Below are 24,557 nucleotides of genomic sequence, written 5' to 3'. Positions count from 1 at the left end.
AACCGAGTATTGACGGGCTCTGTACGCGGCCCACGCCTGGGGTTTCGGGCAGACCCGTGCCGGAAATCAACGCGGTTCAACCGGCGAGCGGCGCCCCCCGAACATCCGTGTCGGCTTCGGGGAGGGGACGCGGCGTGGGCGAGGTGACCGACCAAACCGTGGAGGTCGTCCTGAAGGCGCTGGCCGGGGGCGTCTTCGTGCTGGCCTTCGCCGCGCTGGCCGAGATGCTGACGCCGAAACGACTCGCCGGGGTGTTCTGCGCCGGCCCTTCTGTGGCCCTGGCCAGCCTCATCGTCACCGCGGGCATCGCCGGCGTTCCCGACGTCCTCGCCTCGGCCCGGGGCATGCAGATCGGCGCGGTCGGTTTCACCTTCTACTGCCTGATCGCCGGTCCCCTGTTGCGCAGGTGGGGCGCCTGGCGGGGGGCGCTGGCCGCGCTCGCCGTCTGGGGCGTCGTCGCGGCCGCCGGGTACACACTGGCGCCGCAGGGCCTGCTCGGCGTGCGGATCCCTGCGGTCCCCGCTCCGCTTCCGCAGCCGGCGGCCCTGGAGCTCCCTCCGCCACCGGCGCGCCTGTCGTGAGCGCCCGTCGTGACGACGGCCCGGCTCCCGACGGCGGCCGGGTTCCCGACGACGGCCGGAAGGTGCGGCTGCGGCTCAGTGAGCTGAGGCGACCGCCCATGCGCGACTGGGCGGTCCGGTTCGCGTTCGGCGCCGGAGTGTCGGCGCTCGCCGGGATGGTGTCCGTGCTGGCCGGCCCGCGCGCGGGCGGGCTCTTCCTCGCGTTCCCGGCGATCCTGCTGGCGAGCGTCACCCTCGTCGCCAAGGAGGAGGGCGTACGCCAGGCCGGGCAGGACGTGGCGGGGGCGACCTTCGGCACCGTCGGACTGATCGGCTTCGCCGTCGTCGTGGCGCTCACGGTGACCGACTGGCCGCTGTGGCTGTCCCTCGCGATCGCCACCCTGACCTGGGCGGCCCTCTCCCTGGCTCTGTACGCCGCCGTGGCCCGGCTCCGCCTCTGAGCCCGATCGGCGGCGCCCGGTCACGACGGCACTCGATCACCCCCCGGCGTTCGCCTCGGCCGCCCGGCGTGCGGCGGCCGGATCGGCGAGGCCCTCGCCGGTCGGCTCGTAGGTGAGCAGGACCACGCCGGAGGAGAACGCCTGCGTGCCGGAGAGCCGCAGCGCGGCGGGGTCCGCGGAGTCGTCGTCGAACAGGCGGGCGCCGCGACCGGCGAGTACGGGGTAGACGGCCAGGCGCATCTCGTCGAGGAGGTTCTCCCTCAGCAGCCACCGCACCAGCGCCGCGCTGCCGAAGACGAGGATGTCGCCGTCCACCTCCTTCTTCAGGGCCTCGATCCGGGCCGCGGCGTCCGCGCCGATGATCGTGCTGTTGTTCCAGGTGGCCTCGGTCAGCGTGGTCGACACGACGTACTTCGGCAGGTTGTTCATCGCGTCGGCGTAACCCACCTCGTCGGTCATCGACGGCCAGGAGGCCGCGAAGCCCTCGTAGGTGACCCGTCCGAGGAGCAGTGCCCGCGCCGCGCGGATCTGGTCGAGGCCGGCCTGCATCGAGTCCTCGCCGACGAATCCGAAAGCCCACTCGTGCGGGTTCTCGATGACGCCGTCAAGGGTGGTGAAAACAGACAGAACTATGCGTCCCATGGTTCGTATCCCTCATGTCGAGTGAGATGCGGCGGCGGACGTGCGCCAGTCGCCCGCGGAGAATGCGTGCGCCGCCACCCGCTGCGGAGAAGGGCGTCACGTCCGCCGCCACGGCCCGCCCCCGCGACGCCGCCCCCGAGCACCTGGGTGCTCCGGCGCCGACGGGCCGTCGTGCAAAGCCACCGTGGCCCGGCACGCGGGCTCACGTCCACACATGGGCGGCGTCCCGGACACCTCCGGACGATCTCGGACACCCCGGAGCGTGCATAGGCTGCCGTGGAAGCGCAGGGATCAACCGGACGGAGACAGCGTGACCGACAGCCGGCCGCAGCCGCGGACCGCCACCACGCCCGCGGAGTTCGCCGCCCTGATGAGGCGCCTCCGGGCGTGGAGCGGGTGCAGTTACCGGCAGCTCGAACGCCGCGCCGAAGCCGTGGGCGACGTCCTGCCGCGTGCCACTCTGGCCGACGCGCTCAATCGTCGGGATCTGCCGCGCGAAGACCTGCTCGCCGCGTTCGTACGGGCCTGCGGGGCGGACGGCGACACCGTCGCCGAGTGGGTGGACGCCCGCCGCCGCCTGGCCGTCGCCCGCGAGAAGACCACCCCGCCGCCCGGCGACACGCCTGCCGCGCCCGGGGGCGAGACGCGTGTTGTGGCCTCCGGCGAGATGCCGGCGGCGCCGCCACCCGCGTCCGCCCCGCCGGCTTCCGGACGAGACGTCTCCCGGCCGGACGAGCCCCTGGCCGGCGACGCGGGCGGGAGCGGCACCGGCCGGGTCCCGGCCGCGTCTCCCGTGAGCGAGGTCTCCGGGCGGAAGGCTCCGGCCCGGAGACCGGTGGCGGGCGCCGCGGCCGCGGCCCTGCTCTGCCTGGTCGGAGCCTGGCAGTTCGACCGCTTGTCCACCGGCGAGGCGGCCTCCCCGCCCTCCTCGCCGATCTCGGCCACCCCGGCACCGTCGGGTTTGGCCGCCGGGGCGGGCGGACCGGAGCCGGCCCGCAGGTGGGTCCGCGTGCGGCCGGCCGCAGACCCCTCCCTGTGCCTGACGGCGGGGCGGGCCAGGGACGTCTCGTACGGTCCCGAGGTCGCGGTCCTGCGTCCCTGCGCAGCGGCGGTTCCGCCGCGGACCTTCCTCACCGCCGTGGGTGACGGACTGTTCCGCCTGCAATGGGATCACCCCGACCCGGCGAAGGGCGTCGGCTGCCTGACGGTGATCCCGGCGGGCCCCGCGGCGGGCATGCTGGAGCCCTGGAGCGACTGCACCGGTGCCCGGCCCAACCAGCGCTTCCGGCTCGAACCGACCGGTGGGCAGGGCTACCGCATCCGACCGGCGTCGAGCGGCCGGTGTCTCGCCGTCAACGGGGACGACGGCCGGCCGGGAGCGGAGGCCGTCGAACGGCCCTGCGCCTCCGCGGCCGGGCAGACCTTCCTCATCGAGCCCGAATAGCCCGCCGCGCCCCAGCCCCTACGTTCCAGGTCCCCACGTTCCAGGCCCCGCGTCAGGCCGTCGTGGGCGCGAGCCGCCCCTGGTGCACACCGGCGAAGAACGTGCGGCCCGCCATCGTCATGGCCGGCTGGAACTCGCTCATCAACCGGGTGCGGTAGGGCGCGTCGGCGAAGCGCGGATCCAGCTGGAACTCGGCGGCCAGCGACCACCAGGTGACCGGCACGACGCCGGACATCGCCATCCGCTGCACCGCCGCGTCGTGCGCCTCCCTGCTGAGGCTCGCCGTGGCGTCCACCACGACATACGCCTCGTAGCCCTCGCGCAACGCGCCCAGTGCGGTCTGCAGCACGCAGCCGTCGGTGGCGATGCCGCCGATGACCAGCCTGCGGCGGCCGGTGGCGCGCACCGCCTCGGCGAAGGCCGGGTCGAGGAAGGAGTTGAACGCCGTCGTGCGCTCGATCACCGGCCGGTCCCCGATGACCTCCAGCAGTTCCGGATAGAGCGGGCCCGAGGGCTTGGACGCCTCGCCGTTGGTCACCACGAGGCCGCTGCCGTACGACGTGGCGGTCTTGGCGAGGCCGACGACGTTGGCGAGGTGCTCGCGCAGGTCGTGCGAGCGCAGCAGGGTGGCGAAACCGACGGCGTAGTCGACCAGGACCACGGTGGTGTCGTCGGGGGAAAGCGGGGCGAGGTTCATCGCGATCACTCCTGGTGTGCGAGGTCTCTAATGACCATGTGGTCAGTAATGTACGCCCGCGTCGCCGATACTGTCCACGTGTACAGTAAGCGGCATGGTGTCTGACGCGTCACAGTCCAACGCCGCGGAGCCCACGCCCACGAAGAAGCGGGTGCGCGACCCCGAGGCACGACGAGCCGCCATCCTCGCCGCGGCGCGCTCGGTCTTCGCCGAGCGCGGGTACGCCAAGGCGACCATCAGGGAGATCGCGCAGCGGGCCGGGGTGACCCACGGGCTTGTGGTGATGCACTTCTCGTCCAAGGAGCAGCTCTTCCTCGCCGCCGTGCCGGGGACGCGGGACCTCGCCGACAGCGTCCAGGGAGACGCCGAGGGATTGGCCGGGCGAGTCGCGCACGCCTACGTCGCCCGCATGGAGTCGGCCGACAGCGCCGATCCCTTCATCGCCCTCGTACGCAGCGCCGCCGGTGACCAGGAAGCCGCCAAGGCACTGCTGCGAGCCATGCGTGAGGAGAGCATCTCCGCCTATCGCACCGTGCTCACCGGCCCGGACGTCGCGCTGCGGGTCGACCTGCTCGGCGCGCACCTCATCGGGGTCACGTTCAGCCGGTATGTCCTGGCCGACGGTCCGATCGCGGCCATGCCGGCCGACGAGCTGACCCGCTACCTCACCATGACGCTCGGCGGCATCCTGTTCGGCTCCACCGGAACGGCCCGCTCATCCTCCTGATCGGGCCGGCGTCCCCGATCACCTGCCGCGAGACATGGATGTGAGGATATGATCCGTCCACTCTTGCGGACTTTGCGAGGAAAGGGCTGATTTGTCGCTCCACCACACGCCCCCGGCTTCTCCTCGCAGGGTGACGGGCGTACGTCGATGACGGACGAGACGCTGGCGCGCCTGCAGTTCGCGACGACGGCCGGCTTCCACTGGCTGTTCGTGATGCTCACCCTCGGCCTCGCCCCGCTGATCGCGGTGATGCACACCTGGCACGCCCTCGGCGGCGCACCGCTCATGGAGCGCATGACCCGGTTCTGGGGCCAGATCTACGTCGTGAACTACGTGCTGGGCATCGTCACCGGCCTGGTCATGGAGTTCCAGTTCGGGCTCGCGTGGAGCGGGCTGGCCGAGTACGCCGGCAACGTCTTCGGCGCCCCGCTCGCACTCGAGACGATCGTCGCCTTCTTCGCCGAGTCCACCTTCCTGGGCATGTGGATCTTCGGCTGGGGGAAGCTGCCCAAGGCCGTGCACGTCACGCTGATCTGGCTGGTCACCCTCACCGCGTACGCCTCGGCGTACTGGGTCATGGTGGCCAACGGCTTCCTGCAGCACCCGGTGGGGCACGAGGTGCGCGGCGGCGTCGCCTACCTCACCGACTTCGGCGCCATGCTCACCAACCCCAACGCGATCAACGCGCTGGTGCACGCCGCCACCGCCGCGCTGATGACCGGTGGGGTGTTCGTGGCGGGGGTCAGCTCCTACCACTTCCTCAGGCGCACGGCGGAGCGGGAGTTCTTCCGCACGTCACTGCGGCTCGGCCTGTTCGTGGCCACGCCCGCGGCGTTCGTGGCGCTCTACTACGGGTTCGTGCAGATCCCGACGCTCGTGGACACCCAGCCGATGAAGGCGGCGACCCTGCGGGGCCACGTCGACGACGTCGGCTCCCTGCGGGTCGAGGACGTGCAGGCGCAACTGGCGCAGCGGTTCGGCGCGGGGGACTACCGGCCGCCCACCTGGATCGCCACCGCCTTCGACGTCATGCAGGGCGTCGGCTATCTGATCTTCCTGCTGGTCGTCGTGGCCCTCGTCCTGCTCTACCGGGACTGGTATCTCCGGTTCCGCCCGGCGGCGTACCTGATGCTGGTCGCGGTTCCCCTGCCCTTCGTCGCCGCGCTCGGCGGCTGGCTGCTGCGCGAGGTGGGACGCCAGCCGTGGGCGGTGTACGGCGAGCTCACGACGGCCGCCGCACGGTCGCCCGTCGGCTCGATGACGGCGTCCCTGGTCCTGTTCTGCGGGGTGTTCCTCGCGCTGGCGGTCGCCGACGTGGCGCTGATCGCCCGGTACGCCCGCCGCGGCCCGGCCGACACCGACCTGGGCGGATCACCCGGCGACGGGCAGGCGGAGCGGGCCACCGCGTCGCTCGCCCTGTGAAAGAGGAGCCCTCGTGACTCTCGAACTCGTGTGGCCGGCCCTGCTCGGGCTGCTGCTCGCCGGCTACTTCGTCCTGGCCGGTTTCGACTACGGCGTGCAGATGCTCACCCCCTGGCTCGGCCGTGACGACCGCGAGCGGCGGGCGCTGCTCAACGCCTTCGGCCCGTTCTTCCTCGGCAACGAGGTCTGGCTGGTGGCCGCGGCCGGGGTGCTGTTCGGCGCCTTCCCCTTCCTGGAAGGGCGGCTGCTGTCCGGGATGTACTTCCTGTTCGCGGCGATCCTGGCCGGGATCGTCGTCGGCAACACCGCCGTACAGTTGCGCAGCCGTCACCGGGGCGCCTCGGCACGCCGCCTCTGGGATGGGTTGATCTTCCTGGGCGGGCTGGTGCCCGCCGTGGGGTGGGGGCTCGTGGCCGGCCGCCTCCTCGCCGGGGTGCCGCTGGACGCCCGGAACACCTTCTCGCTCGGACCGGCCGACCTCCTCCACCCCTTCGTGCTGCTGTGCGGCGCCACGACCACCGCGGTGTTCCTCGCGCACGGGGCATCCTTCCTGGCGTGGCGGACCGACGGCGAGCCGAGCGCCCGGGCGGCGGGGGCCGGCCGTCGCGCCCTGCTCGTGGCGGCCGTGGCGGCGACCGGCGTCCTCGTCACCGGCTTCCTCTCCTCGGCACGGCACGCCCTCGTCAACCCGTGGCCCGCCCTCGTGGCCGGCGCGGCCTTGGTGATCGTGCTCCTCGCGGGGGCGGCTCTGCTGCGCTCGGGCCGCACGGGCCGTGCTTTCGCCGCGACCTCGTGCGCGGCCGCCCTGCCCGTCGTCGCCCTCGGCGCGGGCCTGCACCCCTTCGTACTGGTCTCCTCCAGCACCCCCGGCACCGGCCTGAGACTGGCGGAGGCGATGGCGGAGGCGGGCACCCTGCGGCTGCTGGCGGGCTTCGCCGCGGTCATGGTGCCGCTGATGCTCCTTTCCCAGGTCTGGAACTGGTGGATGTTCCGCGACCGGGCCGGCCGTACGCCGACGTACCTGTAGGCCCTCCCTCCATCCGAGACCGATTCTTGACGAATGCCGGTCACTAGGATGGGTACCCCGATGAAACGGTGGGCGGCCGGGACCGCCCGGGGGTGGTGGCGCGGTGACCGTCAGTGCTGAGGTGCAGATCACGGATTTGGCGATCAACGATCACGCCTGCCTGACCTTCGGTGAGCCGGAAGAACTGCTCGACCTCACCGCGGCGTTCGTACGGGACGGGCTGGCGGGAGGGCTGCGCGTCGTCTGGTTGTGCGAGGAGCCGCAGGGAGCGCTGGCCGAGCTGAACCGCCGCGGGATCGCCGTGCAGTCCGCCACCGCGAGCGGCCGGATGGACGTCGTCGCCTCTCAGGAGGGCCTGCTGTCCGGGCAGGTCTTCACGGTGGATCACGCGATGGGGTGGCTGAGTTCCCAGATGGAGCTGACCTCACACGAGGGCTACTCGGGGCTTCGGGTGGCCCTCGACATGGGCTGGGCGCTGCGGCCGGTCCACGGTGTGGAGCAGTTGCCCGCCTTCGAGGAGAAGATCGCGACGATCCTGTCGGACAGCAGCGTGTCAGTGTTGTGCCAGTACGACCGGGAACGCTTCGACCCGGTCACCCTCGCCTCGGTCTCCCCGTTTCACACGCGGGCGGTCGCCGCGGCCACCTATCACGACGACCCGTTGCTGCGGATCTGCCGCCAGTACGCGCCACCCGGCATCCGGATGGCGGGACAGATCGACCGGGCGGCCGAGGACGCCCTGGCCATGGCGCTGAGCGAGGCGATCAGGACGGACGGCCCCGTCACGATCAACATGGCCGAACTGTCCTTCATCGACCTCTCCTGCACCCGGACGATCATCGACGTGGCACGGAGCCTGGCCCCGGCCCGTACGGTCGTCCTGCGATGCAACCCCGCCATCGTGCCGCGGTTCGTGCTGCTCGGCGCTCAGGGCATTCCCGGGATCAGCCTGGTGACCGCGCATGAGCGATGACGGAACCAACCACGCCGCCCACGTCGCCTCGGACTCCGGCGGTGGGAAGCGGAACGCCGAAACGCCGGTGCTGATCCTCGACCACTCGTTCGACCGCGGGTCGCTCTACCCCCTGCGGGAGACGCTGCAGGCACACGCCGTCCACGCCGGGCTTCCCCACGGACGGTCCGTCGACCTGGTCCTCACCGTCCACGAGCTCGCCACCAACGCGGTCTTCCACGGCTCGGGAACCGGGCAGGCGAGGATCTGGCAGCTCGACGGCGTGCTGCGCTGCGAGGTCGGCGACCCCGGCTCGTCCGGGCACGACGCCGCCGGATGGCCGGTCAGGCACGGGCACGGGCTGTGGCTCGCCCGCTACCTGTCGGACCGGTTCACGATCGACTCCGGCCCTGACGGCACCCTCGCCACGGCCGACTTCGCCCTCCCCGGGCCCGCGTCGCGCCGGTCCGCCACTCCACGGCTGCGCCGTCTCGAGTCGCACACCGTTCTGGAGCTGGACGGTGCCCTCGACGAGCAGGCGGCCCCCGAGATCACCGCGGCGGTCGGGGAGCTCGTCTCCGGCACACCGGCGCCGGGGCTGGTGATCGACCTTTCCGCGGTGACCTACTGGGACAGCACCGGCATCACCGCCCTGATCGTGGCGCAGCAACGCGTGTCGGAGGCGGCGGCGGGGATGCTGGTCCTGACCGGTCTCGCGGCCGAGTTCGCCGAGCGCCTCGACGCGCTCAGCCCGGTTCCGTTCACGACCCGCGAGACACCCGCCAAGGCGGCCCCCCTGTTTCCGCCCTCCTGAAGCGGGGCGCATGTGCTGAAATATGCCGATGGATCGGGCGAGACAGTTGATGGGCGAGATGCTGATCTACTGTTACGTGCTCGTCCTGCTCACCGGTGGCTATTTGGCGTTTTCCTACGTGCCGAGCGGTGCGACGGTCGCCTACACCGGCATCTACGAGCCGCTGCGGGGCGTCCGGATGTCCGCCGCCTACCACTCGATCCTCGACATCAGCTTCGACGTACGCGGCGGCCTGCTCGCACGGCAATTGCACCACCGCCTCCAGATCCTGCTCGCCCTCGGGACCGTCGTCTGGGCCCTGCTCGGCCGGTACCGGTACGCGCTCCTGGTGCTGGGCCTGGCCGGGGTCGCCGCACTCGGCGGCTACGGGTCAGCCGACGACCTGCTGTCCGGGACCTTCCTGTCCAGGGTGCCGATCCCCGTCTGGTACGGCCTGCACCTCCTGGCCGCGCTCGCCGTGGGCGCCGTGCTGGTGATCTCCTCTCGCCGGGAGGCCGCCCGGCAGCCCAGGACGGCCGGCTTCGTGGCGCTGAGCCTCGGTCTCACCGCCGTGCTGCTCCTCTGGCCGTGAACCGGAGAGCCGTCACAGCTCGACGACGACCTTGACGTCCTCCGGCCCGGCGGTGAAGGCGTCGCGGAACGACTCCAGCGGCACCCTGCGGGTGATCAGCCGGTTCAGCCAGGCGAGATCGGCCTTGGCCAGGGCGTCGGCCGCGGCGGCGTAGTGGGCGAGGTTGGCGTTGACCGAGCCGATGAGCACGTCGTTCTCCAGCACGATGTCGCGGTTGAGGCTGCCCGCGTCGAGCGTGATCCGGCGCCCGGCCGAGGAGACGCCGGTGAGGCAGACGATGCCGTACGGCGCGGTGTTCGCGGCCACGGCGAAGATGACCGGTCCCGCGCCGGTCGCCTCGATGACCACGTCGGGGCGCACCTTCGCGGCGACCTCCCCGGCGTCTTCGCAGTGGTAGACCGCGCCGAGGTCCCGCACGAGGGCCGGTTTGGGGCCCTCCGTGACCCGGTCGAGGACGTGCACCTCCAGCCCGCGCTGCACGCCGAGCAACGCCGCGAGCAGGCCGATCGGCCCGGCGCCGGTGACCAGCGCGGTCTTCGGCGCGAACCAGGCCCGGGCGCCGACCTTCTCCACCTCGTCCCAGGCCTTGGCGACGACGCTGGTGGGTTCGAGGAGCATTCCGACGTCGGCCAGTCCGGGGTCGAGCCTGACGGCGTAGCCGGGCTCGACCACCCAGCTCTGGCTCGCGTACCCGTCCAACTCCTTGATGCCGCGCTCGGTGTAGCGGCCGTTGCGGCACATGTCGAACTGCCCGTGCGCGCAGGCGCCGCACGGCACCGGGTCGGGCCGCCGGACCACTCCGACCACCAGGTCCCCCGGGGCGAAGCCGCTGCCGGAAGGCGCCTGCCGCACCCTGCCCAGCGATTCGTGACCGATGACCAGGCGGTCGCGGCCGGGCGGGGCCCAGCCGTACTCCCCGGCGGCGATCTCCTTGTCGGTGCCGCACACGCCGACGGCGAGACCCTCGACGAGCAGGTCGCCCTCGCCCGGCTCGGGATCGGGGACCTCCGTGACGGCCAGGGAGTCCTTCTGCAGCGGAATGACGGTGAGAGCGCGCATCAGCGCTCACCTCCAACGTGTTCGCGGCCGTGCGCGACGTGCTCCGCCGGCCGGGTGCCGGACAGGTGGCGGGCGGCGTTCACGAGCCCGACGTGGCTGAACGCCTGGGGGGTGTTGCCGAGCTGCCGCCCGGTGACGGGGTCGTACTCCTCGCTCAGCAGGCCGAGGTCGTTACGGAGGCTCAGCAGCCGTTCGAACAGCTCGTACGCCTCCCGGTGGCGGCCGATGCCGTACAAGGCGTCGGTGAGCCAGAACGTGCAGGTGACGAACGCCCCCTCGGTGCCGGGAAGGCCGTCCACGTTGCCGTCGGCCTGCGGCTGGTAACGCAGCAGGAACCCGTCGGAGCACAGCTCGCGTCGCACTGCCTCGACGGTGCCGGCCACCCGCGGGTCGTCCCAGGGCAGGAACCCCACCCGGGGGATCAGCAGCAGGGCGGCGTCCAGCCCCTTGGAGCCGTAGAACTGGGTGAACGTACCCCGCTCGGGGTCGTAACCGCGGTCGCAGACCTCGGCGTGGATCTTGTCGCGGGTGGCGCGCCACCGGTCCACCGGCCCGTCCAGGCCGAAGCGTTCGACGGCCTGCACGGCGCGGTCCAGGCCCGCCCACGCCATGACCTTGGAATGCACGAAGTGGCGGCGGTCACCGCGCACCTCCCACAGCCCGTTGTCCGGGTCGTCCCAGTGGCCTTCCAGGAAGTCCAGCAACGCCCGTTGCAGGTCCCACGCCTGCTCGTCGGCGTGGATGCCGGCCGTCCTGGCCAGGTGCAGCCCGTCGAGGACCTCGCCCCACACGTCGAGCTGGAACTGCCCGGACGCCGCGTTGCCCACCCGCACCGGAGCCGAGCCCTCGTAGCCGCCCAGCCAGTCGAGCCTGTATTCCGGCAGGCGGCGGGTGCCGTCGATGCCGTACATGATCTGCAGGTCGGCCGGGTCTCCCGCCGCGGCCCGCAGCAGCCACTCGCGCCAGGCCCTGGCCTCGGCGACGAAGCCGGTGCCCAGCAGCGCCTGCAGCGTGAACGTCGCGTCGCGCAGCCAGCAGAACCGGTAGTCCCAGTTGCGCGGCCCGCCCGGCTGTTCCGGCAGCGAGGTGGTGACCGCGGCCACGATGCCGCCGGTCGGCGCGTAGGTCAGCGCCTTCAGCACGACCAGTGATCGGCGCACGGCCTCCTCCCACCGGCCCTCGTACCGGAAGCCGCGCATCCACGACGTCCAGACCGCCTCCGTGTCGGCGAGGGCCTTCTCCGCGTCCACCGGACGCGGCATGCGCTCGTGCGAGGGCCGATAGGTCAGCACGAACGGCACCCGCTGCCCGGCAACCACCTCGAATTCAGCGTAGGTGGTCATGTCCTCGCCGCGGAGCGGCACCGGTGTCTTCAGCCAGGCGGCGTCCGGTCCGGCGACCGCCGCGAGCCGTCCGTCCTGGTGCCGCACCCAGGGCACGATGTGCCCGTAGTCGAACCGCAGCCGCAGCGCCGACCGCATCGGCACCCGTCCGCTGACGCCTTCCACGACGCGCACCACGTCGGCCGCCTCACCGCGTGGCGGCATCGCGTCGATCACGCGTACGGATCCCTCGGGGGTGTCCCACTCCGTCTCCAGGACGAGGGAGTCGCCGCGGTAGCGGCGGCGCGTGCAGAGCCCACCGGCCGCGGGGGCGAGGCGCCAGAACCCCGCCCGCTCGTCGCCCAGCAGGGCGGCGAAACACGCGGGGGCGTCGAACCGGGGCAGGCACAACCAGTCGATCGACCCGTCGCGCCCCACCAACGCGGCCGTGTGCAGGTCGCCGAGCAGCCCGTAGTCCTCGATCCGCAATGCCACCGCGCCTCCCCCTCCGGTGGTCGATCTCGCGAACAAGGACCGCGCTACCCGAGCAAAGAGAACGTATGCACAGTGCAAAGAACCGTCGTCCGAGCTCCGCGGCCTACCCACCTTTTTGTGGGTACTTGTCGGCCGGGCCTGAGCGGCGTGAAGCTTGGTTCCGGGCGGCCGGAAGGCCGCCGGATTCCAGGCGGGAACGGGGGGTGACGGCGGTGTGTCAGGAGACCGAAAGTGGCCCTGCCTGCGCATCCCCGACCGGCGTCTCCCGGGCCGGCTTCTCCTGGGCCAGCTTCTCCAGGCGGCGATGTCCCCAGTCGGACAGCGGCGCCAGCGCCTCGGACAGCTCACGGCCGAAATCGGTCAGTGAGTACACGGTCTTCAACGGACGGCCGTCGTGCACCTCACGGCGCACCAGCCCGTCGGCCTCCATCTCCCGGAGCGTCTGAGTCAGCACCTTCTCGGTGAGGCCCGGCAGCCGCCGGACCAGCTCGCCGGGACGACGCGGAGCGGTTTCCAGGAGCCAGAGCAGGATCGTCTTCCACTTGCCGTCGATCACGGCGATCGCGGCGGTGACCCCGCAGACGTTCAGGTCCCTGGCACGGCTACGCGTCATTTTTCCATCCCGTTCAGCGCAATCGCTGTCATGCACGAAGGAGTTGAGACATGAGCGGGCACACCCAACAGTCTGCCGTCACGGTGCTCGGCCTGGGCCCGATGGGCCGGGCCCTGGCCGGTGCCTTCCTGGACGCCGGCGTCCGGACCACGGTCTGGAACCGGACACCGGGCAGAGATCGAGAGTTGGCCGAGCGGGGCGCGTACGGCGCCCCCACGCCGGAAGCGGCGGTCGCCGCGAGCGAGCTGACCGTGATCTGCGTGGTCAACTACGACGCGGCGGACGCCGTCGTGCGGCGCGACGCGGTCGCCGGCGCGCTCCGGGGACGCACGCTCGTGAACCTGACCGCCGACACGCCCGACCGCGCCCGGAGCACCGCGGCCTTGGCGGCCGAGCACGGCATCGGCTATCTCGACGGCGCCATCATGACACCGGCCGCCACCATCGGCACCCCCGCCGCGGTGTTCCTGCACAGCGGCCCGGAGGAGCTCTACCGGCGGCACCGGCCGGTGCTGGACGCCCTCGGCGGCACGCACACCCACCTCGGCGAGGAGATCGGCCGGGCGGCGGCCTACGACATCGCGTTGCTCGACGTCTTCTGGACCGCGATGGCGGGCTACGCGCACGCGCTGGCGGTGGCGCGGGCCGAGGGGGTGACCGCGCGGGAGCTGGCGCCGTTCGCCAAGGGCATCGGCGCGATCCTGCCGCCCATCTTCGAGGAGGCGGCGGCGGAAGTGGACAGCGGCGGATTCTCGGGCGAGGGCAACCCGATCACCTCGGCGGCCTCGTCCATGGCCCACATCGTCCACACCTCCGAGGCCCACGGCATCGACGCCAGTGTGATGCGCGCAGCCGAGGGCTGGGTTCGCCGCGTCATCGCACAGGGCCACGGCGCCGACGGGTTCATCCGGATCACCGAGCTCCTCACTCCCCGCACCCACGGTTGACCTGACGAGATCGCCGCCGGTCAGGCGTCCTTCGTGACACCGCAGTCCGCGAGATCGGCCTCGACCAGAGCGGTGAGCACGGCCGCGGTCGCAGCCGCCAGTTCGCCGAGCTCGGCATCGTGCGGTTCCGCGTCGCGCTCGAAGGCGCGTCTCACGGTGCGGGCGAGCAGGTCGGCTCGCTGCTCCCAGGCGTCGTCGGTGGCCCGGAGGAACCCCTCGAACGTGGCCTGGTAGGCGAAGGCGACCTCGTCGAGGTCGGTGTCGTCACGGAGCACGCCGTGCTCGGCCAGCAGCTCGAAGTACCTCCGGGCCATCGTGGCGTGCCGGTCGTCGAGGCCGGTGGTCAGCTTGCCCACCAGCTCCGCGTCCGCCAGCAGGAACCCGCGCAGCAGCGGGCGCCGGACGATCGCCAGGAGGTAGGCACGGGCGAAACGGTGGAGCAGGCACGTCCGCGGCTCCTCCTCAATAGCCTGCCGCAGCTCGTCGATGGCGAAGCAGACCTCGCGGGTGAAGACCGCGCCGAACAACTGCTCACGGGTCTTCCAGTGCAGGTAGACGGTGCCCTTGCCGATACCGGCCCCGGCGGCCACGTCGTCGATGGTCACCCGGCGGTAGCCGTGGCGCAGCAGCAGGCCGGCGGCCACGTCGAGGATGCGGGTGGCGCGTTCGGCCCGCTCACGAGGGTCACGGAGTCGTTCCATCCGGCGGCGCGGCGGTAGAGGTGGCCGAACGCATGGGCGTGATGAAGGCCCTGCGTGCCGCGGCGACCACCGCGACCCGCCGGCCTCGACGGAGGCTTTTCCCGCTACGAGGCCGCACACCGGGCACTGGTCGACCCCAAGCAGGCCAACGTGGCCGCGGCCGCCACGCTGATGGTTCCCGCCACACGCGCCGGCATCACCGCGCGGAACATGGCCTCCCGGCTGTGGCCGGCCGCCGCGGCGGCCGGCTGGGCGCGGAACCTGCTCGGCCCGCGTCAGGCCGGCGCGCGAGCAGTCGCCTGACCCGGCTTCCTGCCGTCACGTGACCCGGCCGTCACGCCGTACCGCCCTGAGCATGACGCGGAAGGCGGAGTCCCGGCCCACGCGTGCCCTCCCGACTGCGATCGGCACTCGGAAAGCGCCGTCCTGCTGTCGTGGTCGGGAGGTGTGTCTGCTGCGCGTGCCGGGGCGCCCGGCACAGCGGGCGCTCCGGTCGCGGTTGTCAGTCGGTGCCGAGCTCCATGGCGGCCTGGTCGAGGAGCTCCTCCTCGGTGGAGACCTCGCCGCGAGAGGCGATCGCCTCGGCCCCACCCTCGGGCATCGCGCCGATCAGCCCGGTCGAGGCCGCCTGGGCGGCTCCGATCAGCGCCGGCTGCTGGCTGCCGACCATGCCGAGCCTGGCGTACTGCTCCAGCTTGGCGCGAGAGTCGGCGATGTCGAGGTTGCGCATCGTCAGCTGCCCGATGCGGTCCACCGGGCCGAAGGCGGAGTCCTCGGTGCGCTCCATGGAGAGCTTGTCCGGGTGGTAGCTGAAAGCCGGTCCGGACGTGTCCAGCACGGAGTAGTCCTCACCGCGCCGCAACCGCAGGGTCACCTGCCCGGTCACCGCCATGCCGACCCAGCGCTGCAGCGACTCGCGCAGCATCAGCGCCTGCGGGTCCAGCCAGCGGCCCTCGTAGAGCAGCCGGCCCAGCCGCCGCCCCTCGATGTGGTAGCTGGCGAGGGTGTCCTCGTTGTGGATCGCGTTGACCAGCCGCTCGTAGGCCGCGTGCAGCAGCGCCATGCCCGGCGCCTCGTAGATGCCCCGACTCTTGGCCTCGATGATCCGGTTCTCGATCTGGTCGGACATGCCCAGGCCGTGCCGGCCGCCGATGGCGTTGGCCTCCAGCACCAGATCGACGGCGGAGGGGAACTCCTTGCCGTTGATCGTCACCGGACGTCCCTGCTCGAAGCCGATCGTGACGTCCTCGGTGGCGATCTCGACGGCGGGGTCCCAGAAACGCACGCCCATGATGGGATCGACGATCTCGATGCCCGTGTCGAGGTGCTCAAGAGACTTGGCCTCGTGCGTCGCGCCCCAGATGTTCGCGTCGGTGGAGTAGGCCTTCTCCACGCTGTCCCGATAGGGCAGCCCGTGGGCGAGCAGCCACTCGGACATCTCCTTGCGCCCGCCGAGCTCGTTGACGAAGTCGGCGTCCAGCCACGGCTTGTAGATCCGCAGGGAGGGGTTGGCGAGCAGACCGTAGCGGTAGAACCGCTCGATGTCGTTGCCCTTGAAGGTGGAGCCGTCTCCCCAGATCTGCACGCCGTCCTCGAGCATCGCGCGCACCAGCAGGGTGCCGGTGACGGCTCGCCCGAGCGGGGTGGTGTTGAAGTATGTGCGACCGCCGGACCTGATGTGGAACGCCCCGCAGGCGAGAGCCGCGAGCCCCTCCTCGACCAGGGCCGCCCGGCAGTCGACCAGACGGGAGATCTCCGCGCCGTACGCGGTGGCACGCCCCGGCACCGAGGCGATGTCAGGTTCGTCGTACTGGCCGATTTCGGCGGTGTAGGTGCACGGCACTGCACCCTTCTCCCGCATCCACGCGACCGCTACCGAAGTGTCGAGGCCACCGGAGAAGGCGATCCCGACACGCTCGCCGACAGGCAGAGAAGTGAGCACCTTGGACACGAGTAGAATATATACACCGGAATGCATGATCATGCAATCCCGTGTGGCACGAATGTCGTCATCGGCGAACCGGCCGGGCGCGAGCGCCGATCACCGGGGGAAGCCGTAGACCTCCTCACTCACGAGCCTGGCCGCGCCGATGACGCCGGCCTGCGGGCCGAGGTCGCTCATCGTGATCGGCAGATTCCTGGTGGCGAGGGGCAGTGAGCGGCGGTAGATCGCGCCGCGGATCTCGGCGAGCAGGACGTGACCCAGCAGCGTGAGCCCACCGCCCAGCACGATGAGGCTCGGGTTGAAGAACGACACCAGGCCCGCGAGCACCTCGCCCACGCGCCGTCCGCCGTCGCGCACCATCTGGACGGACGTCGCGTCACCCGCGGCGACCGCCTCGCCCACCTGCGCGGCGGTCAGCGTGCCGTCGCGTGCGAGGAGTTCCCCGAGCAGGGGCGAGCGCCCGGCTCGGGCCGCGGCGAGCGCGTCGCGAGCCAGCGCGTCGCCGCCGAAGGACGCCTCCAGGCATCCCGTGTTGCCGCAGGCGCAGATCTCGCCGGAATCGGCGACCGGTATGTGCCCGATATCTCCCGCGCACCCGTCCATGCCGCGATAGAGCTCACCTCTGGCCACGATTCCGCAGCCGATGCCCGTGCCGACCTTGACGAACAGGAAGTTCTCGGCGGTGCCGGCCGCACCGGCGTGTTGTTCGCCCAGGGCCATTACATTGACATCGTTGTCCAGTACGACCGGACAATCGAACTGCCTGCCGAAGACATCGCGGACCGGATAACCGTCCCACCCCGGCATGATCGGCGGCGAGACCGGGATACCGCGTGAGAAGTCCACCGGGCCGGGCATGCCGACGCCGGCTCCCATCGGCCGGTCCACTCCCGATTTCAGGAGCAGCCGGCGGCTCTGTTCCATGGCGAGTTCGAGCACGGGCTCGGGACCCTGGCGTACGTCGCATTCGGTGCGTTCGAATGCGAGGACGCGCAGCCTGCCGTCGGTGACCGCGGCGGACACCGAGGTCGCGCCGATCGCGACGCCGACGAACCTGACCCGGCCGGCGAGGTCGATGACGGTCGACCGGCGCCCTCCACGAGACGCGGCCGGCCCGATTTCCTCGACGAGTTGAAGCGCCGTAAGCCGGCCGAGTTCCGCCCCGATCGTCGTACGTGACACTTCGAAGTGTTCCGACAGCTGAATGCGAGATAGCGGACCGGCGTCACGCAATCGCGTAAGTATTTTGGCCTGGAGCCGTGTTTCGGCTCGCCCTGGCACCGAAGTCTCCACCGCCCAAGTTTCTCACCGGGTGGTGCCTCATCCGTCATCCGCGCGTAGTCCGGCGTCGGCCGGAATTTCGCCGCGCCCACTCATCGGAGAAGGATTTGTGAGGAAGTCCGGTCGGGTCCGGAGATCTCCCGGCAATGAAACTTTCATTGACAACTCGGCCGAACTCCGCGGCCTGCGGAAGACAGGGAAGGGCTGTGCCGGGTGCGTCTACGAACCGGCCTCACCGCGTCCGGAGAGGACGGGGAAACGGTCGATGACGCTGCCGATAGGGCTCCGCAGAGCGATGACGGCCGAGGTGCCCGCGGTGGTCGCCAGCACGGAGCCGACCACGTCGGTGGGGTAGTGGACCCCGAGGTACATGCGGGCGAACGCCTGCGCCAGGACCAGAACGCCGCCGGCGCACACCACGAGCGCGAACCAGCGCGTACGGGCCGCGAGGAGGGCGACGGCGACCGCCAGTGACAGCGTCAGCGCGACATGCCCGCTGGGAAAGCTGTCGTGGCCGGTCTCGAACAGAAGCTGGTCCGCGACCGGTGGCCGGGGCCGGGCGACGATCTGCTTGAAGATCGCGCTGGTGGTCCAGCCGGCCGCGACCACCAAGGTCGCCATCACGGCCGCGCGCACGCGTCCCGTAAGCGCGAGCACGGCCGCGAGAAGCGCGATGATCAAGACACCCACGACCGGTCCGAAGACGACGTTGAGGATGTCGGCGACCCGGGTCAGGTCGGGCGCGCGCAGCGCCTTCACCGCCAGGTCGGCGTTCAGGTCCGCGCCCGTCACCGTGGCGGTCCTCGCGGCGGCTCCCAGCACGCCGGTGGCGACGACGAGCAGGGCGGACAGGCGAAGGCGCCTGAGAATCACGGAACTCCTTCGATCAGCGGAACGCACGGACGTCCGGCCCCGGCTTCGACCCCGGCCGGGCATCCCGTCCAGGCGGCGCACCGCGCAGAGCCGGCACCTCCACAGCGCCCGCATGGTGCGCCCCGGCGACCACGTGCACGACCGGCGGAGAAGTCTCCGCCTCTTCGAACAAGGACTCCGTGTCGGCGCGGGACTCGTTGGTCGCGACGAGGCAGGCGGCCACGGCCACGATCAGCACGGCCGCCGTCAAGGGACGGCGGCGCGGCGGCGCGGTCAGCAGGTGGTTCACCCGGGGGAGCACGTCGCCGTGGCCGAAGGCGAGGGCGTCGAGGCCCGCCCGCCGCTGACGCTCCCCGCCGGCCAGCGCCGCCTTGACGATGGCGCGGGCCGCGACCCTCCGATCGCCCACTTCCTCGGCCGCCCGCTCGTCGGCCCAGCGCTCGGTGGTGTACTCCACCGCCCTCGGCAGGGACGCCAGCAGCGGGTTCAGCGCGGCGACCACCGCGGCCGCCGTCCGGTAGAGGTGATGGCGGTGGCGGAGATGAGCGCGCTCGTGGGCGAGCAGGACCCTTCGCTCCTCCGCACCGAGGGCACGCAGAATCCCGGTCGTCACCACGACACGGCCGGGAGCGCCGAAGCCTCCTGGCACCGCGTACGCGTGCGGAACCGGATCGTCGACGACCACCAGGCCGCCGGATGCGGCGGACGCGCGGCGGCAGGTCCGCGACGCGCGCCGCAACGCGAGAGCCTGCCGCGCCGCGGTCCTGACCGCCAGAGCCCCCACGACCGCGAGCGCCAGCAGCGCGAGCTGGGCGGCCGGCCGCGGCACCGGGTCGAGCGCCTCGAACAGCCCCACGGACCAGTCGCCGAAGGACGCGACCAGCGGCACCTGACCCAGGTAGGTGCTGGCCAGGAAGACGAGTGCGAGGACCGAGCTGGCCGCGCACGCCGCGCCGGCCGCGACCAGGAGCCGGGTGGCGGTGGCCGGCGCGAGCCGGCGCCCGAATCGCGGAATCGCGAAACCCAGCAGCGCCGACACGACGAACGGCAGGTAGACGATGATCCGCATGTCAGTCGTCCATCTCCCGGAGCAACCGCTGCAGGACCTGCTCGTCGTCCGCGCTGAGCCGTGACACGAACTGGGCGAGCACCGCCGCTCTGTCGCTTCTGCGGGCGAGCAGCTCGTTCATCGCCTCTGCGGTGTGCGACGCCTCGTCCACCGCGGGGGCGTAGACGAACCCTCGGCCCGAGCGCTGCCGGGTGGCCAGGCCCTTGCGCTCCAGGCGCGCGAGCGTGGTCATGATCGTGGTGTACGCCAGGGAGCCGCCGAGCTCGGCCTGCACCTCCGCCGGGCCCACGGGCGCCGTCTTCGACCACAACACCGCGAGCACCTCGTCTTCCAGCATGCCCGCCGGACGTCTGTCGCCATGTCCCGTGTCGGTCAACCCGACCTCCCTGAGCACGAATTACTATCACGGTAGTAGTTACTATCAAGCTAGTAGGTCGAGGCTACCCCGCGACAGCGGAACGCACAGGAAGCAGGGCCGATGACATCAAGGCACGCCGAGGTGGAGCAGGTCTGGCCGCGAGACGGGAGAGTCCTGGTGATCGGCCGCATCGTCGGCACGGCTCCCACTCCGCCGGCGCGGACGACCGCGATCCTCACCCTCACCAACCGGGACCGCCCCGATCTCGTGCTGAGCTGCCCGGCGACGGTGGACGGCGGCCGTTTCCAGGCGGCCTTCGCTGTCGAACTGGTCGTCTCGACCATGGCATCCCGCCGGATCGACGGCCGTCAGGTCTGGGACCTCCATCTCCGGCTGCCCGGCGATCCGGAGCCGCTTCGGCTGGGGCGCCACCTGGACGACATCCCCGGCAAGAAGACGGTCATGACCTTCCCAGCGCAGACGGGCGAGGCCCGGACGGGCGCCGTCAGCGTCAAGCCGTACTACACGGTGATGCAGAACCTGTCGCTGATCTCCAGGCCGGTCCAGGCATGAAGCTCCGCTACCTCATCATGAACGCCTACGGGGTCGGCGGCACCATCCGCACCGTGATCAACCAGGCCAACGTCATGGCCGCCGCCGACCACGACGTGGAACTGGTCAGCGTCTTCCAGACCAGGGACCGGCCCAGGTTCTCCCTCGATCCCCGGGTCCGCCTGCGCTCCCTGGCGGACCTGCGGGGCCCGGGCCGGCGGCATCCCGTCCGCGAGTGGCTCCGGCGCCGGCCGAGCCTGCTGGTGCCTCCTTCCGAGGTGCGCTACGCCGCCTTCAACCGGCTGAGCGACCAGAAGATCGTGAGATATCTGCGGTCGCTCGACGGCGGCGTTCTGGTCACCACCCGCCCAGCGCTCAACCTGCTCTCCGCCCGCTACACCCCCCGGAATGTCGTACGGGTTGCCCAGGAACACATGTATCTGCGCTCCCACAAGCCCGAACTCGTCGCCGAGATCGCCCGCTGGTACCCGCGGCTGGACGCCGTGGTCAGCCTCACCGACGCCGACCTGGCCGAGTACGCGGCGCTGCTCGACGGCGCGCGGACCCGACTTGCGACCATCCCCAACGGCCTGACGCCCGCCGAACGGGCTCCCGCCGCGCTCGACGGCGGGATCATCGTGGCCGCGGGGCGGCTCACCCGCCAGAAGGGGTTCGACCTGCTGATCAAGGCGTTCGCCGAGGTCGTCGCCGAACACCCCGACTGGCGACTGCGCATCCACGGCGACGGCAGGGAGCACGGCAGCCTACGGCGTCTGATCCACCGCCTGCATCTCTACAACCACGCCTTCCTGATGGGCGGCACGACCACGCTCGAACAGGAACTGGCCAAGGGGGCGATGTTCGTCCTCAGCTCGCGATACGAGGGCTTCGGCATGGTGCTCATCGAGGCGATGGCCCACGGGCTGCCCGTCGTGAGCTTCGACTGCCCCCACGGGCCCGCGGACATCGTCACCCACGGCCGGGACGGGCTGCTGGTTCCTCCCGAAGACGCCGGCGCGCTCGCCGCCGCCATGAAGGCGCTGATCGGCGACCCGTCGCTACGGCACGCGCTGGGCGACGCGGCCAGGACGTCGGTCATGCGGTACGACATGGACGGGATACGTCTGGCGTGGGAACGGTTGTTCGCCGAGCTGCACCACCCACCGGGCCGGGCGACCGGCACAGGAGCGGCCAGAGCCGGGTAGGCGCCGGCTCAGGAGTCCTCCCGGCGATCCTCTCGGCGGCGTACTGTGATCGCGAGCAGCACCGGGCCGTCACGCCGCGTGCCGCAGCCCGGCTTCCCGTCGTCGCCCAGCGCGCAGGTGCCGCAGCCGCCGCTCGGGCAGGCGGCCGCGATGTCGTCGGACGACAGGCGCCCTTTGCGGACCCAGTACTCGACCATCGCGTCGACCTCGTCGCGGCCGAGGCCCAGCCGCCGGGCGATGTCGTCCAGGCTGACCCCGCCGCGGGCCGCGGTGATCTCTTCGAGCACCCTGCGCAGCGCGCTCAAAGGAACAGGCTCCCCACCTGGAAGACCGCCACCGCGAGCAGCCAGGCCAGCGTGAGCTGCATCCCTACGCCGAGCAGGGTCAGCCGCCCGCCGATCTCCACGCGCTGGGCGGCCACGGTCGTCATGCACGGCGTGTAGGCGAGCAGGAACACCAGGAACGCCAGCACCGCCGGCACCGGGTGGCCGTGCGAGGTCTGCTCGATCGTGGCCCGCAGGGCGCCGCCGAGTCCGCCCGGCTGGTGCCCGTCGGCCGGCTCGCCCATGCTGTACGTCTGGGCCATCGTGGAGACGACGGCCTCCTTCGCCACGAATCCGGTGATCAGGGCGGCCGAGGCATGCCAGTCGCCGAACCCGGACGGGGCGAAGGCGGGGGCGACGGCGTGCGAGGCGGCGCCGAAGACGCTGTGCTCGATCGGAGTGCGGCCGAACGACCCCTGGCCGCCGAACGGGATCGACGACAGCAGCCACACGAGCGTGACCGTGGCCACGATGATCCCGCTCGCCGTCTTCAGGAACGCCTGCAGCTTCACCCACGACTGCGCCCCGATCACCCGTACGGCGGGCAGCCGGTAGGGCGGGAGGTCGAGGACGAGCGGCTCCTCCGCCATGCCGCGGAACAGGGTGCCGCGCAGCAGCAGGCCCATCCCGATGACCAGGGCGATCGACAGCACGTACATCGCGAAGACGACCGTGCCCGCGGCGCTGCCGAAGAACGCGGTCGCCACGAGCACGTACACCGTGAGCCGGGCACTGCAGGTCACGAACGGGATCAGCAGTCCGGTCAGCAGGCGGTGCCGCCGGTCGGACAGGATGCGGGTGCCGGCCAGGGCGGGCACGTTGCAGCCGAAACCGACGATCAACGGCAGGAACGCGCGGCCGGGCAGGCCGATGACCCGCATGAGCCGGTCGACGACGAACGCCGCCCGCGCCAGATAGCCGGAGTCCTCGAGCACGGACAGCAGCACGAACATGATGGCCATCAGCGGGACGAACGAGAGCACCTGCCCGACGCCCGCGATGAGGCCGTTGAGCACCAGGCCGTGGATCGCGCCGCCCGCCCCCAGCGCGTCGAGCAGGCGGCCCGCGCCGGTGGAGACCGGGCCGTCCACGAGTCCCTGGAAACCGGCCATGAGCGGCGCGGCGGCCTTCGTGGTCAGCGCGAACACTGCCCACATGACCGCGAGGAAGATCGGTGGCCCGAACCACCGGGAGGTCAGCACCCGGTCGACGCGGTCCGACCAGGTGGCCCGCCCGGCCCCGCGGCGGGTCACGACCTCCGCGATCACCTCGTGCACCCACGCGTACCGCTGCTCGGCGACCAGCAGCTCCGGGTCGTCCGGGTCGCCGCCGGTCGGCTCGCCGCCGGACAGCGCGGCGCCGGCGGCCCGTGCCGCGGCCGTGGTCTCCTCCGGTACGCCGGGCACGTCCTCCCCGGTGAGCAGCGCGATCGACAGCCAGCGCGCCGGGTAGCGTACGGCGGTCTCGGCGGGCACCTCGGCGGTGATCGACGCCAGCGCGGCCTCCATGTCCTCGCCCAGGACGGGCAGGGCCGGTCTGCGGGGAGCGGCCAGCGCCCGCGCGACGACACGGTCGAACTCGGCCACGCCCTCGCCCCGGCGCGGCACGAGGGGTACGACGGGGGCGCCGATCAGCTCGGACAGCCGCCCGGCGTCGACGTGGATGCCCCGGCTCTCGGCGATGTCGACCATGGTGAGTGCGACGACCAGCGGCACGCCCGTCTCCATGACCTGGGCGAGCAGGTAGAGGTTGCGCGCGAGGTTCGCGGCGTCGACGGTGATGACCACGAGGTCGGGGCGGCCCCCCATGCCCCGGTCGACGAGCAGGTCCCTGGTCAGCGCCTCGTCGGGCGAGCCCGGCACCAGGCTGTAGGTGCCCGGCAGGTCGATGAGGGTGATCTCGCCGTTGGGTGAGCGCCAGGTGCCCTGCGCCACGCTCACCGTCTTGCCGGGCCAGTTGCCGATCCGCTGCCGCGCCCCGGTCAGCATGTTGAACAGCGTGGACTTGCCCACGTTGGGATTGCCGACGAGGGCGACCCGCGGATCGCCGGCGTTGACGCCGCCCGGGACGTCGTCGTCGCAGCAGGGCTTGGTGAGGAGGGCCTTGGCGACCGGTCCCTTGGCGGCGGGTGCCTTGGTGACGGGTGCCTTGGTGACGGGTGCCTTGGTGACGGGTGCCTTGGTGACGGGTGCCTTGGTGACGGGTGCCTTGGTGATCGGCCGCTCACCCATCGGCCGGCTCCACCACCAGCGTCGCCGCCGTCAGGGCGTCGACGGCCACCCGGCCGTCGCCGAGGGCCAGGACGAGGCCGCCGTGCATGCCCCGTCCCAGCACCGAGAGCGACGCGCCCGGCACGAACCCCAGCTCGGCCAGCCGTCTGCGATGCCGCCGGTCGCCGGTCACCCGGCGCAGCCGCATAACGGCGCCTCTCGCGAAGTCACCCGGTCTCATAGGCACCTCCCGACTCAGCGTACCTAAGGTTAGGTTTACCTAAGTC

General features: G+C 71.8%; 27 protein-coding genes. 13 read left to right on the top strand and 14 right to left on the bottom strand.

The genetic code is table 11. The features are described 5' to 3' along the window. Positions 1–134: 134 nt before the first annotated feature. On the top strand, positions 135–581 hold the full coding sequence (locus QSK36_RS39535) for a DUF3147 family protein (RefSeq protein WP_285785941.1): 447 nt from the start codon (positions 135–137) through the stop codon (positions 579–581). Further along, the gene (locus QSK36_RS39530; protein WP_139575406.1) at positions 578–1,021 is read left to right on the top strand and encodes a DUF3147 family protein; all 444 of its coding nucleotides are present in this window, start codon (positions 578–580) and stop codon (positions 1,019–1,021) included. Before QSK36_RS39535 ends, QSK36_RS39530 begins: the two co-directional genes overlap by 4 nt. Before the next feature lie 36 nt (positions 1,022–1,057). Here the strand turns inward: QSK36_RS39530 and QSK36_RS39525 are convergent, their stop codons facing one another. Then, complete coding sequence (locus QSK36_RS39525) at positions 1,058–1,663, bottom strand: dihydrofolate reductase family protein (RefSeq protein WP_183538159.1); 606 nt, start codon at positions 1,661–1,663, stop codon at positions 1,058–1,060. Between the two features lie 310 nt (positions 1,664–1,973). Here QSK36_RS39525 and QSK36_RS39520 point away from each other — a divergent pair, with 310 nt between their 5' ends. Next, a complete protein-coding gene (locus QSK36_RS39520) occupies positions 1,974–3,107 on the top strand; it encodes an RICIN domain-containing protein (RefSeq protein WP_285785940.1) in 1,134 nt (377 codons plus the stop codon). Between the two features lie 52 nt (positions 3,108–3,159). Here the strand turns inward: QSK36_RS39520 and QSK36_RS39515 are convergent, their stop codons facing one another. After that, positions 3,160–3,804: an isochorismatase family protein gene (locus QSK36_RS39515; protein WP_285785939.1), complete on the bottom strand. Its 645-nt coding sequence runs from the start codon at positions 3,802–3,804 to the stop codon at positions 3,160–3,162. Positions 3,805–3,898: 94 nt separating this feature from the next. On the opposite strand from QSK36_RS39515, the gene QSK36_RS39510 reads away from it, so the two are divergent. From QSK36_RS39510 to QSK36_RS39485, 6 genes are all read left to right on the top strand, one after another. Then, positions 3,899–4,531 (top strand): TetR/AcrR family transcriptional regulator, encoded by a 633-nt coding sequence (locus QSK36_RS39510; RefSeq protein ID WP_285785938.1) that lies wholly within the window; start codon positions 3,899–3,901, stop codon positions 4,529–4,531. Positions 4,532–4,678: 147 nt separating this feature from the next. Beyond that, positions 4,679–5,953 (top strand): cytochrome ubiquinol oxidase subunit I, encoded by a 1,275-nt coding sequence (locus tag QSK36_RS39505; RefSeq protein WP_285785937.1) that lies wholly within the window; start codon positions 4,679–4,681, stop codon positions 5,951–5,953. 13 nt (positions 5,954–5,966) lie between these two features. Beyond that, a complete protein-coding gene (cydB, locus tag QSK36_RS39500) occupies positions 5,967–6,980 on the top strand; it encodes a cytochrome d ubiquinol oxidase subunit II (protein ID WP_285785936.1) in 1,014 nt (337 codons plus the stop codon). Between the two features lie 103 nt (positions 6,981–7,083). Further along, positions 7,084–7,953, top strand: coding sequence for an MEDS and STAS domain-containing protein (locus tag QSK36_RS39495; protein ID WP_161628018.1), 870 nt, complete (start codon positions 7,084–7,086; stop codon positions 7,951–7,953). Beyond that, positions 7,943–8,746 carry an STAS domain-containing protein gene (locus tag QSK36_RS39490; protein WP_285785935.1) on the top strand — a complete coding sequence of 268 codons (804 nt, stop codon included), beginning with the start codon at positions 7,943–7,945 and terminating at the stop codon, positions 8,744–8,746. Before QSK36_RS39495 ends, QSK36_RS39490 begins: the two co-directional genes overlap by 11 nt. A gap of 28 nt (positions 8,747–8,774) precedes the next feature. Next, complete coding sequence (locus QSK36_RS39485) at positions 8,775–9,317, top strand: hypothetical protein (RefSeq protein ID WP_285785934.1); 543 nt, start codon at positions 8,775–8,777, stop codon at positions 9,315–9,317. 12 nt (positions 9,318–9,329) lie between these two features. Here QSK36_RS39485 and QSK36_RS39480 read toward each other — a convergent pair whose 3' ends face one another. From QSK36_RS39480 to QSK36_RS39470, 3 genes are all read right to left on the bottom strand, one after another. Continuing rightward, positions 9,330–10,376, bottom strand: coding sequence for a glucose 1-dehydrogenase (locus QSK36_RS39480; RefSeq protein WP_285785933.1), 1,047 nt, complete (start codon positions 10,374–10,376; stop codon positions 9,330–9,332). Continuing rightward, a complete protein-coding gene (locus QSK36_RS39475; RefSeq protein ID WP_285785932.1) occupies positions 10,376–12,193 on the bottom strand; it encodes a glycoside hydrolase family 15 protein in 1,818 nt (605 codons plus the stop codon). The genes QSK36_RS39480 and QSK36_RS39475 overlap by 1 nt, the downstream gene beginning before the upstream one ends. Positions 12,194–12,410: 217 nt before the next feature. Beyond that, on the bottom strand, positions 12,411–12,806 hold the full coding sequence (locus tag QSK36_RS39470; protein WP_285785931.1) for a winged helix-turn-helix transcriptional regulator: 396 nt from the start codon (positions 12,804–12,806) through the stop codon (positions 12,411–12,413). Between the two features lie 50 nt (positions 12,807–12,856). On the opposite strand from QSK36_RS39470, the gene QSK36_RS39465 reads away from it, so the two are divergent. Beyond that, complete coding sequence (locus QSK36_RS39465) at positions 12,857–13,753, top strand: NAD(P)-dependent oxidoreductase (RefSeq protein ID WP_285785930.1); 897 nt, start codon at positions 12,857–12,859, stop codon at positions 13,751–13,753. Between the two features lie 20 nt (positions 13,754–13,773). Here QSK36_RS39465 and QSK36_RS39460 read toward each other — a convergent pair whose 3' ends face one another. Next, the gene (locus QSK36_RS39460; RefSeq protein WP_285785929.1) at positions 13,774–14,454 is read right to left on the bottom strand and encodes a TetR/AcrR family transcriptional regulator; all 681 of its coding nucleotides are present in this window, start codon (positions 14,452–14,454) and stop codon (positions 13,774–13,776) included. 54 nt (positions 14,455–14,508) lie between these two features. Between QSK36_RS39460 and QSK36_RS39455 the strand changes: the two genes are divergently transcribed. Continuing rightward, entirely contained in the window at positions 14,509–14,757 is a 249-nt protein-coding gene (locus tag QSK36_RS39455) for a hypothetical protein (protein WP_285785928.1), read from the top strand. Positions 14,758–14,956: 199 nt separating this feature from the next. Here QSK36_RS39455 and argG read toward each other — a convergent pair whose 3' ends face one another. The 5 genes from argG to QSK36_RS39430 form a co-directional block, all read right to left on the bottom strand. After that, entirely contained in the window at positions 14,957–16,405 is a 1,449-nt protein-coding gene (gene argG, locus QSK36_RS39450) for an argininosuccinate synthase (protein ID WP_183538185.1), read from the bottom strand. Between the two features lie 90 nt (positions 16,406–16,495). Continuing rightward, positions 16,496–17,581: an ROK family protein gene (locus QSK36_RS39445; protein ID WP_285785927.1), complete on the bottom strand. Its 1,086-nt coding sequence runs from the start codon at positions 17,579–17,581 to the stop codon at positions 16,496–16,498. A 318-nt stretch (positions 17,582–17,899) separates the two neighbouring features. Beyond that, positions 17,900–18,553 carry a phosphatase PAP2 family protein gene (locus tag QSK36_RS39440; RefSeq protein ID WP_285785926.1) on the bottom strand — a complete coding sequence of 218 codons (654 nt, stop codon included), beginning with the start codon at positions 18,551–18,553 and terminating at the stop codon, positions 17,900–17,902. A 13-nt stretch (positions 18,554–18,566) separates the two neighbouring features. Continuing rightward, positions 18,567–19,622 carry a M56 family metallopeptidase gene (locus QSK36_RS39435; RefSeq protein ID WP_285785925.1) on the bottom strand — a complete coding sequence of 352 codons (1,056 nt, stop codon included), beginning with the start codon at positions 19,620–19,622 and terminating at the stop codon, positions 18,567–18,569. 1 nt (position 19,623) lies between these two features. Next, positions 19,624–19,998 carry a BlaI/MecI/CopY family transcriptional regulator gene (locus QSK36_RS39430; RefSeq protein ID WP_285785924.1) on the bottom strand — a complete coding sequence of 125 codons (375 nt, stop codon included), beginning with the start codon at positions 19,996–19,998 and terminating at the stop codon, positions 19,624–19,626. Positions 19,999–20,100: 102 nt separating this feature from the next. Between QSK36_RS39430 and QSK36_RS39425 the strand changes: the two genes are divergently transcribed. Continuing rightward, positions 20,101–20,553, top strand: a complete 453-nt coding sequence (locus tag QSK36_RS39425) for a hypothetical protein (protein WP_285785923.1) — start codon at positions 20,101–20,103, stop codon at positions 20,551–20,553. Then, positions 20,550–21,737 carry a glycosyltransferase family 4 protein gene (locus tag QSK36_RS39420; RefSeq protein WP_285785922.1) on the top strand — a complete coding sequence of 396 codons (1,188 nt, stop codon included), beginning with the start codon at positions 20,550–20,552 and terminating at the stop codon, positions 21,735–21,737. The genes QSK36_RS39425 and QSK36_RS39420 overlap by 4 nt, the downstream gene beginning before the upstream one ends. A gap of 8 nt (positions 21,738–21,745) precedes the next feature. On the opposite strand, the gene QSK36_RS39415 is transcribed toward QSK36_RS39420, so the two are convergent. From QSK36_RS39415 to QSK36_RS39405, 3 genes are read right to left on the bottom strand one after another with little or no spacing between them, the layout of a single operon-like run. Further along, positions 21,746–22,042: a FeoC-like transcriptional regulator gene (locus QSK36_RS39415; protein WP_285785921.1), complete on the bottom strand. Its 297-nt coding sequence runs from the start codon at positions 22,040–22,042 to the stop codon at positions 21,746–21,748. Then, on the bottom strand, positions 22,039–24,291 hold the full coding sequence (gene feoB, locus QSK36_RS39410; protein ID WP_285785920.1) for a ferrous iron transport protein B: 2,253 nt from the start codon (positions 24,289–24,291) through the stop codon (positions 22,039–22,041). Before feoB ends, QSK36_RS39415 begins: the two co-directional genes overlap by 4 nt. Next, positions 24,284–24,511, bottom strand: coding sequence for a FeoA family protein (locus tag QSK36_RS39405; protein ID WP_182901830.1), 228 nt, complete (start codon positions 24,509–24,511; stop codon positions 24,284–24,286). Before QSK36_RS39405 ends, feoB begins: the two co-directional genes overlap by 8 nt. Between the last annotated feature and the right edge of the window lie 46 nt (positions 24,512–24,557).

The sequence above is a fragment of the Microbispora sp. NBRC 16548 genome (genome assembly GCF_030268985.1).
GTDB classification, from domain to species: domain Bacteria; phylum Actinomycetota; class Actinomycetes; order Streptosporangiales; family Streptosporangiaceae; genus Microbispora; species Microbispora catharanthi.
This window is presented reverse-complemented; position numbering and strand designations above follow the sequence as displayed.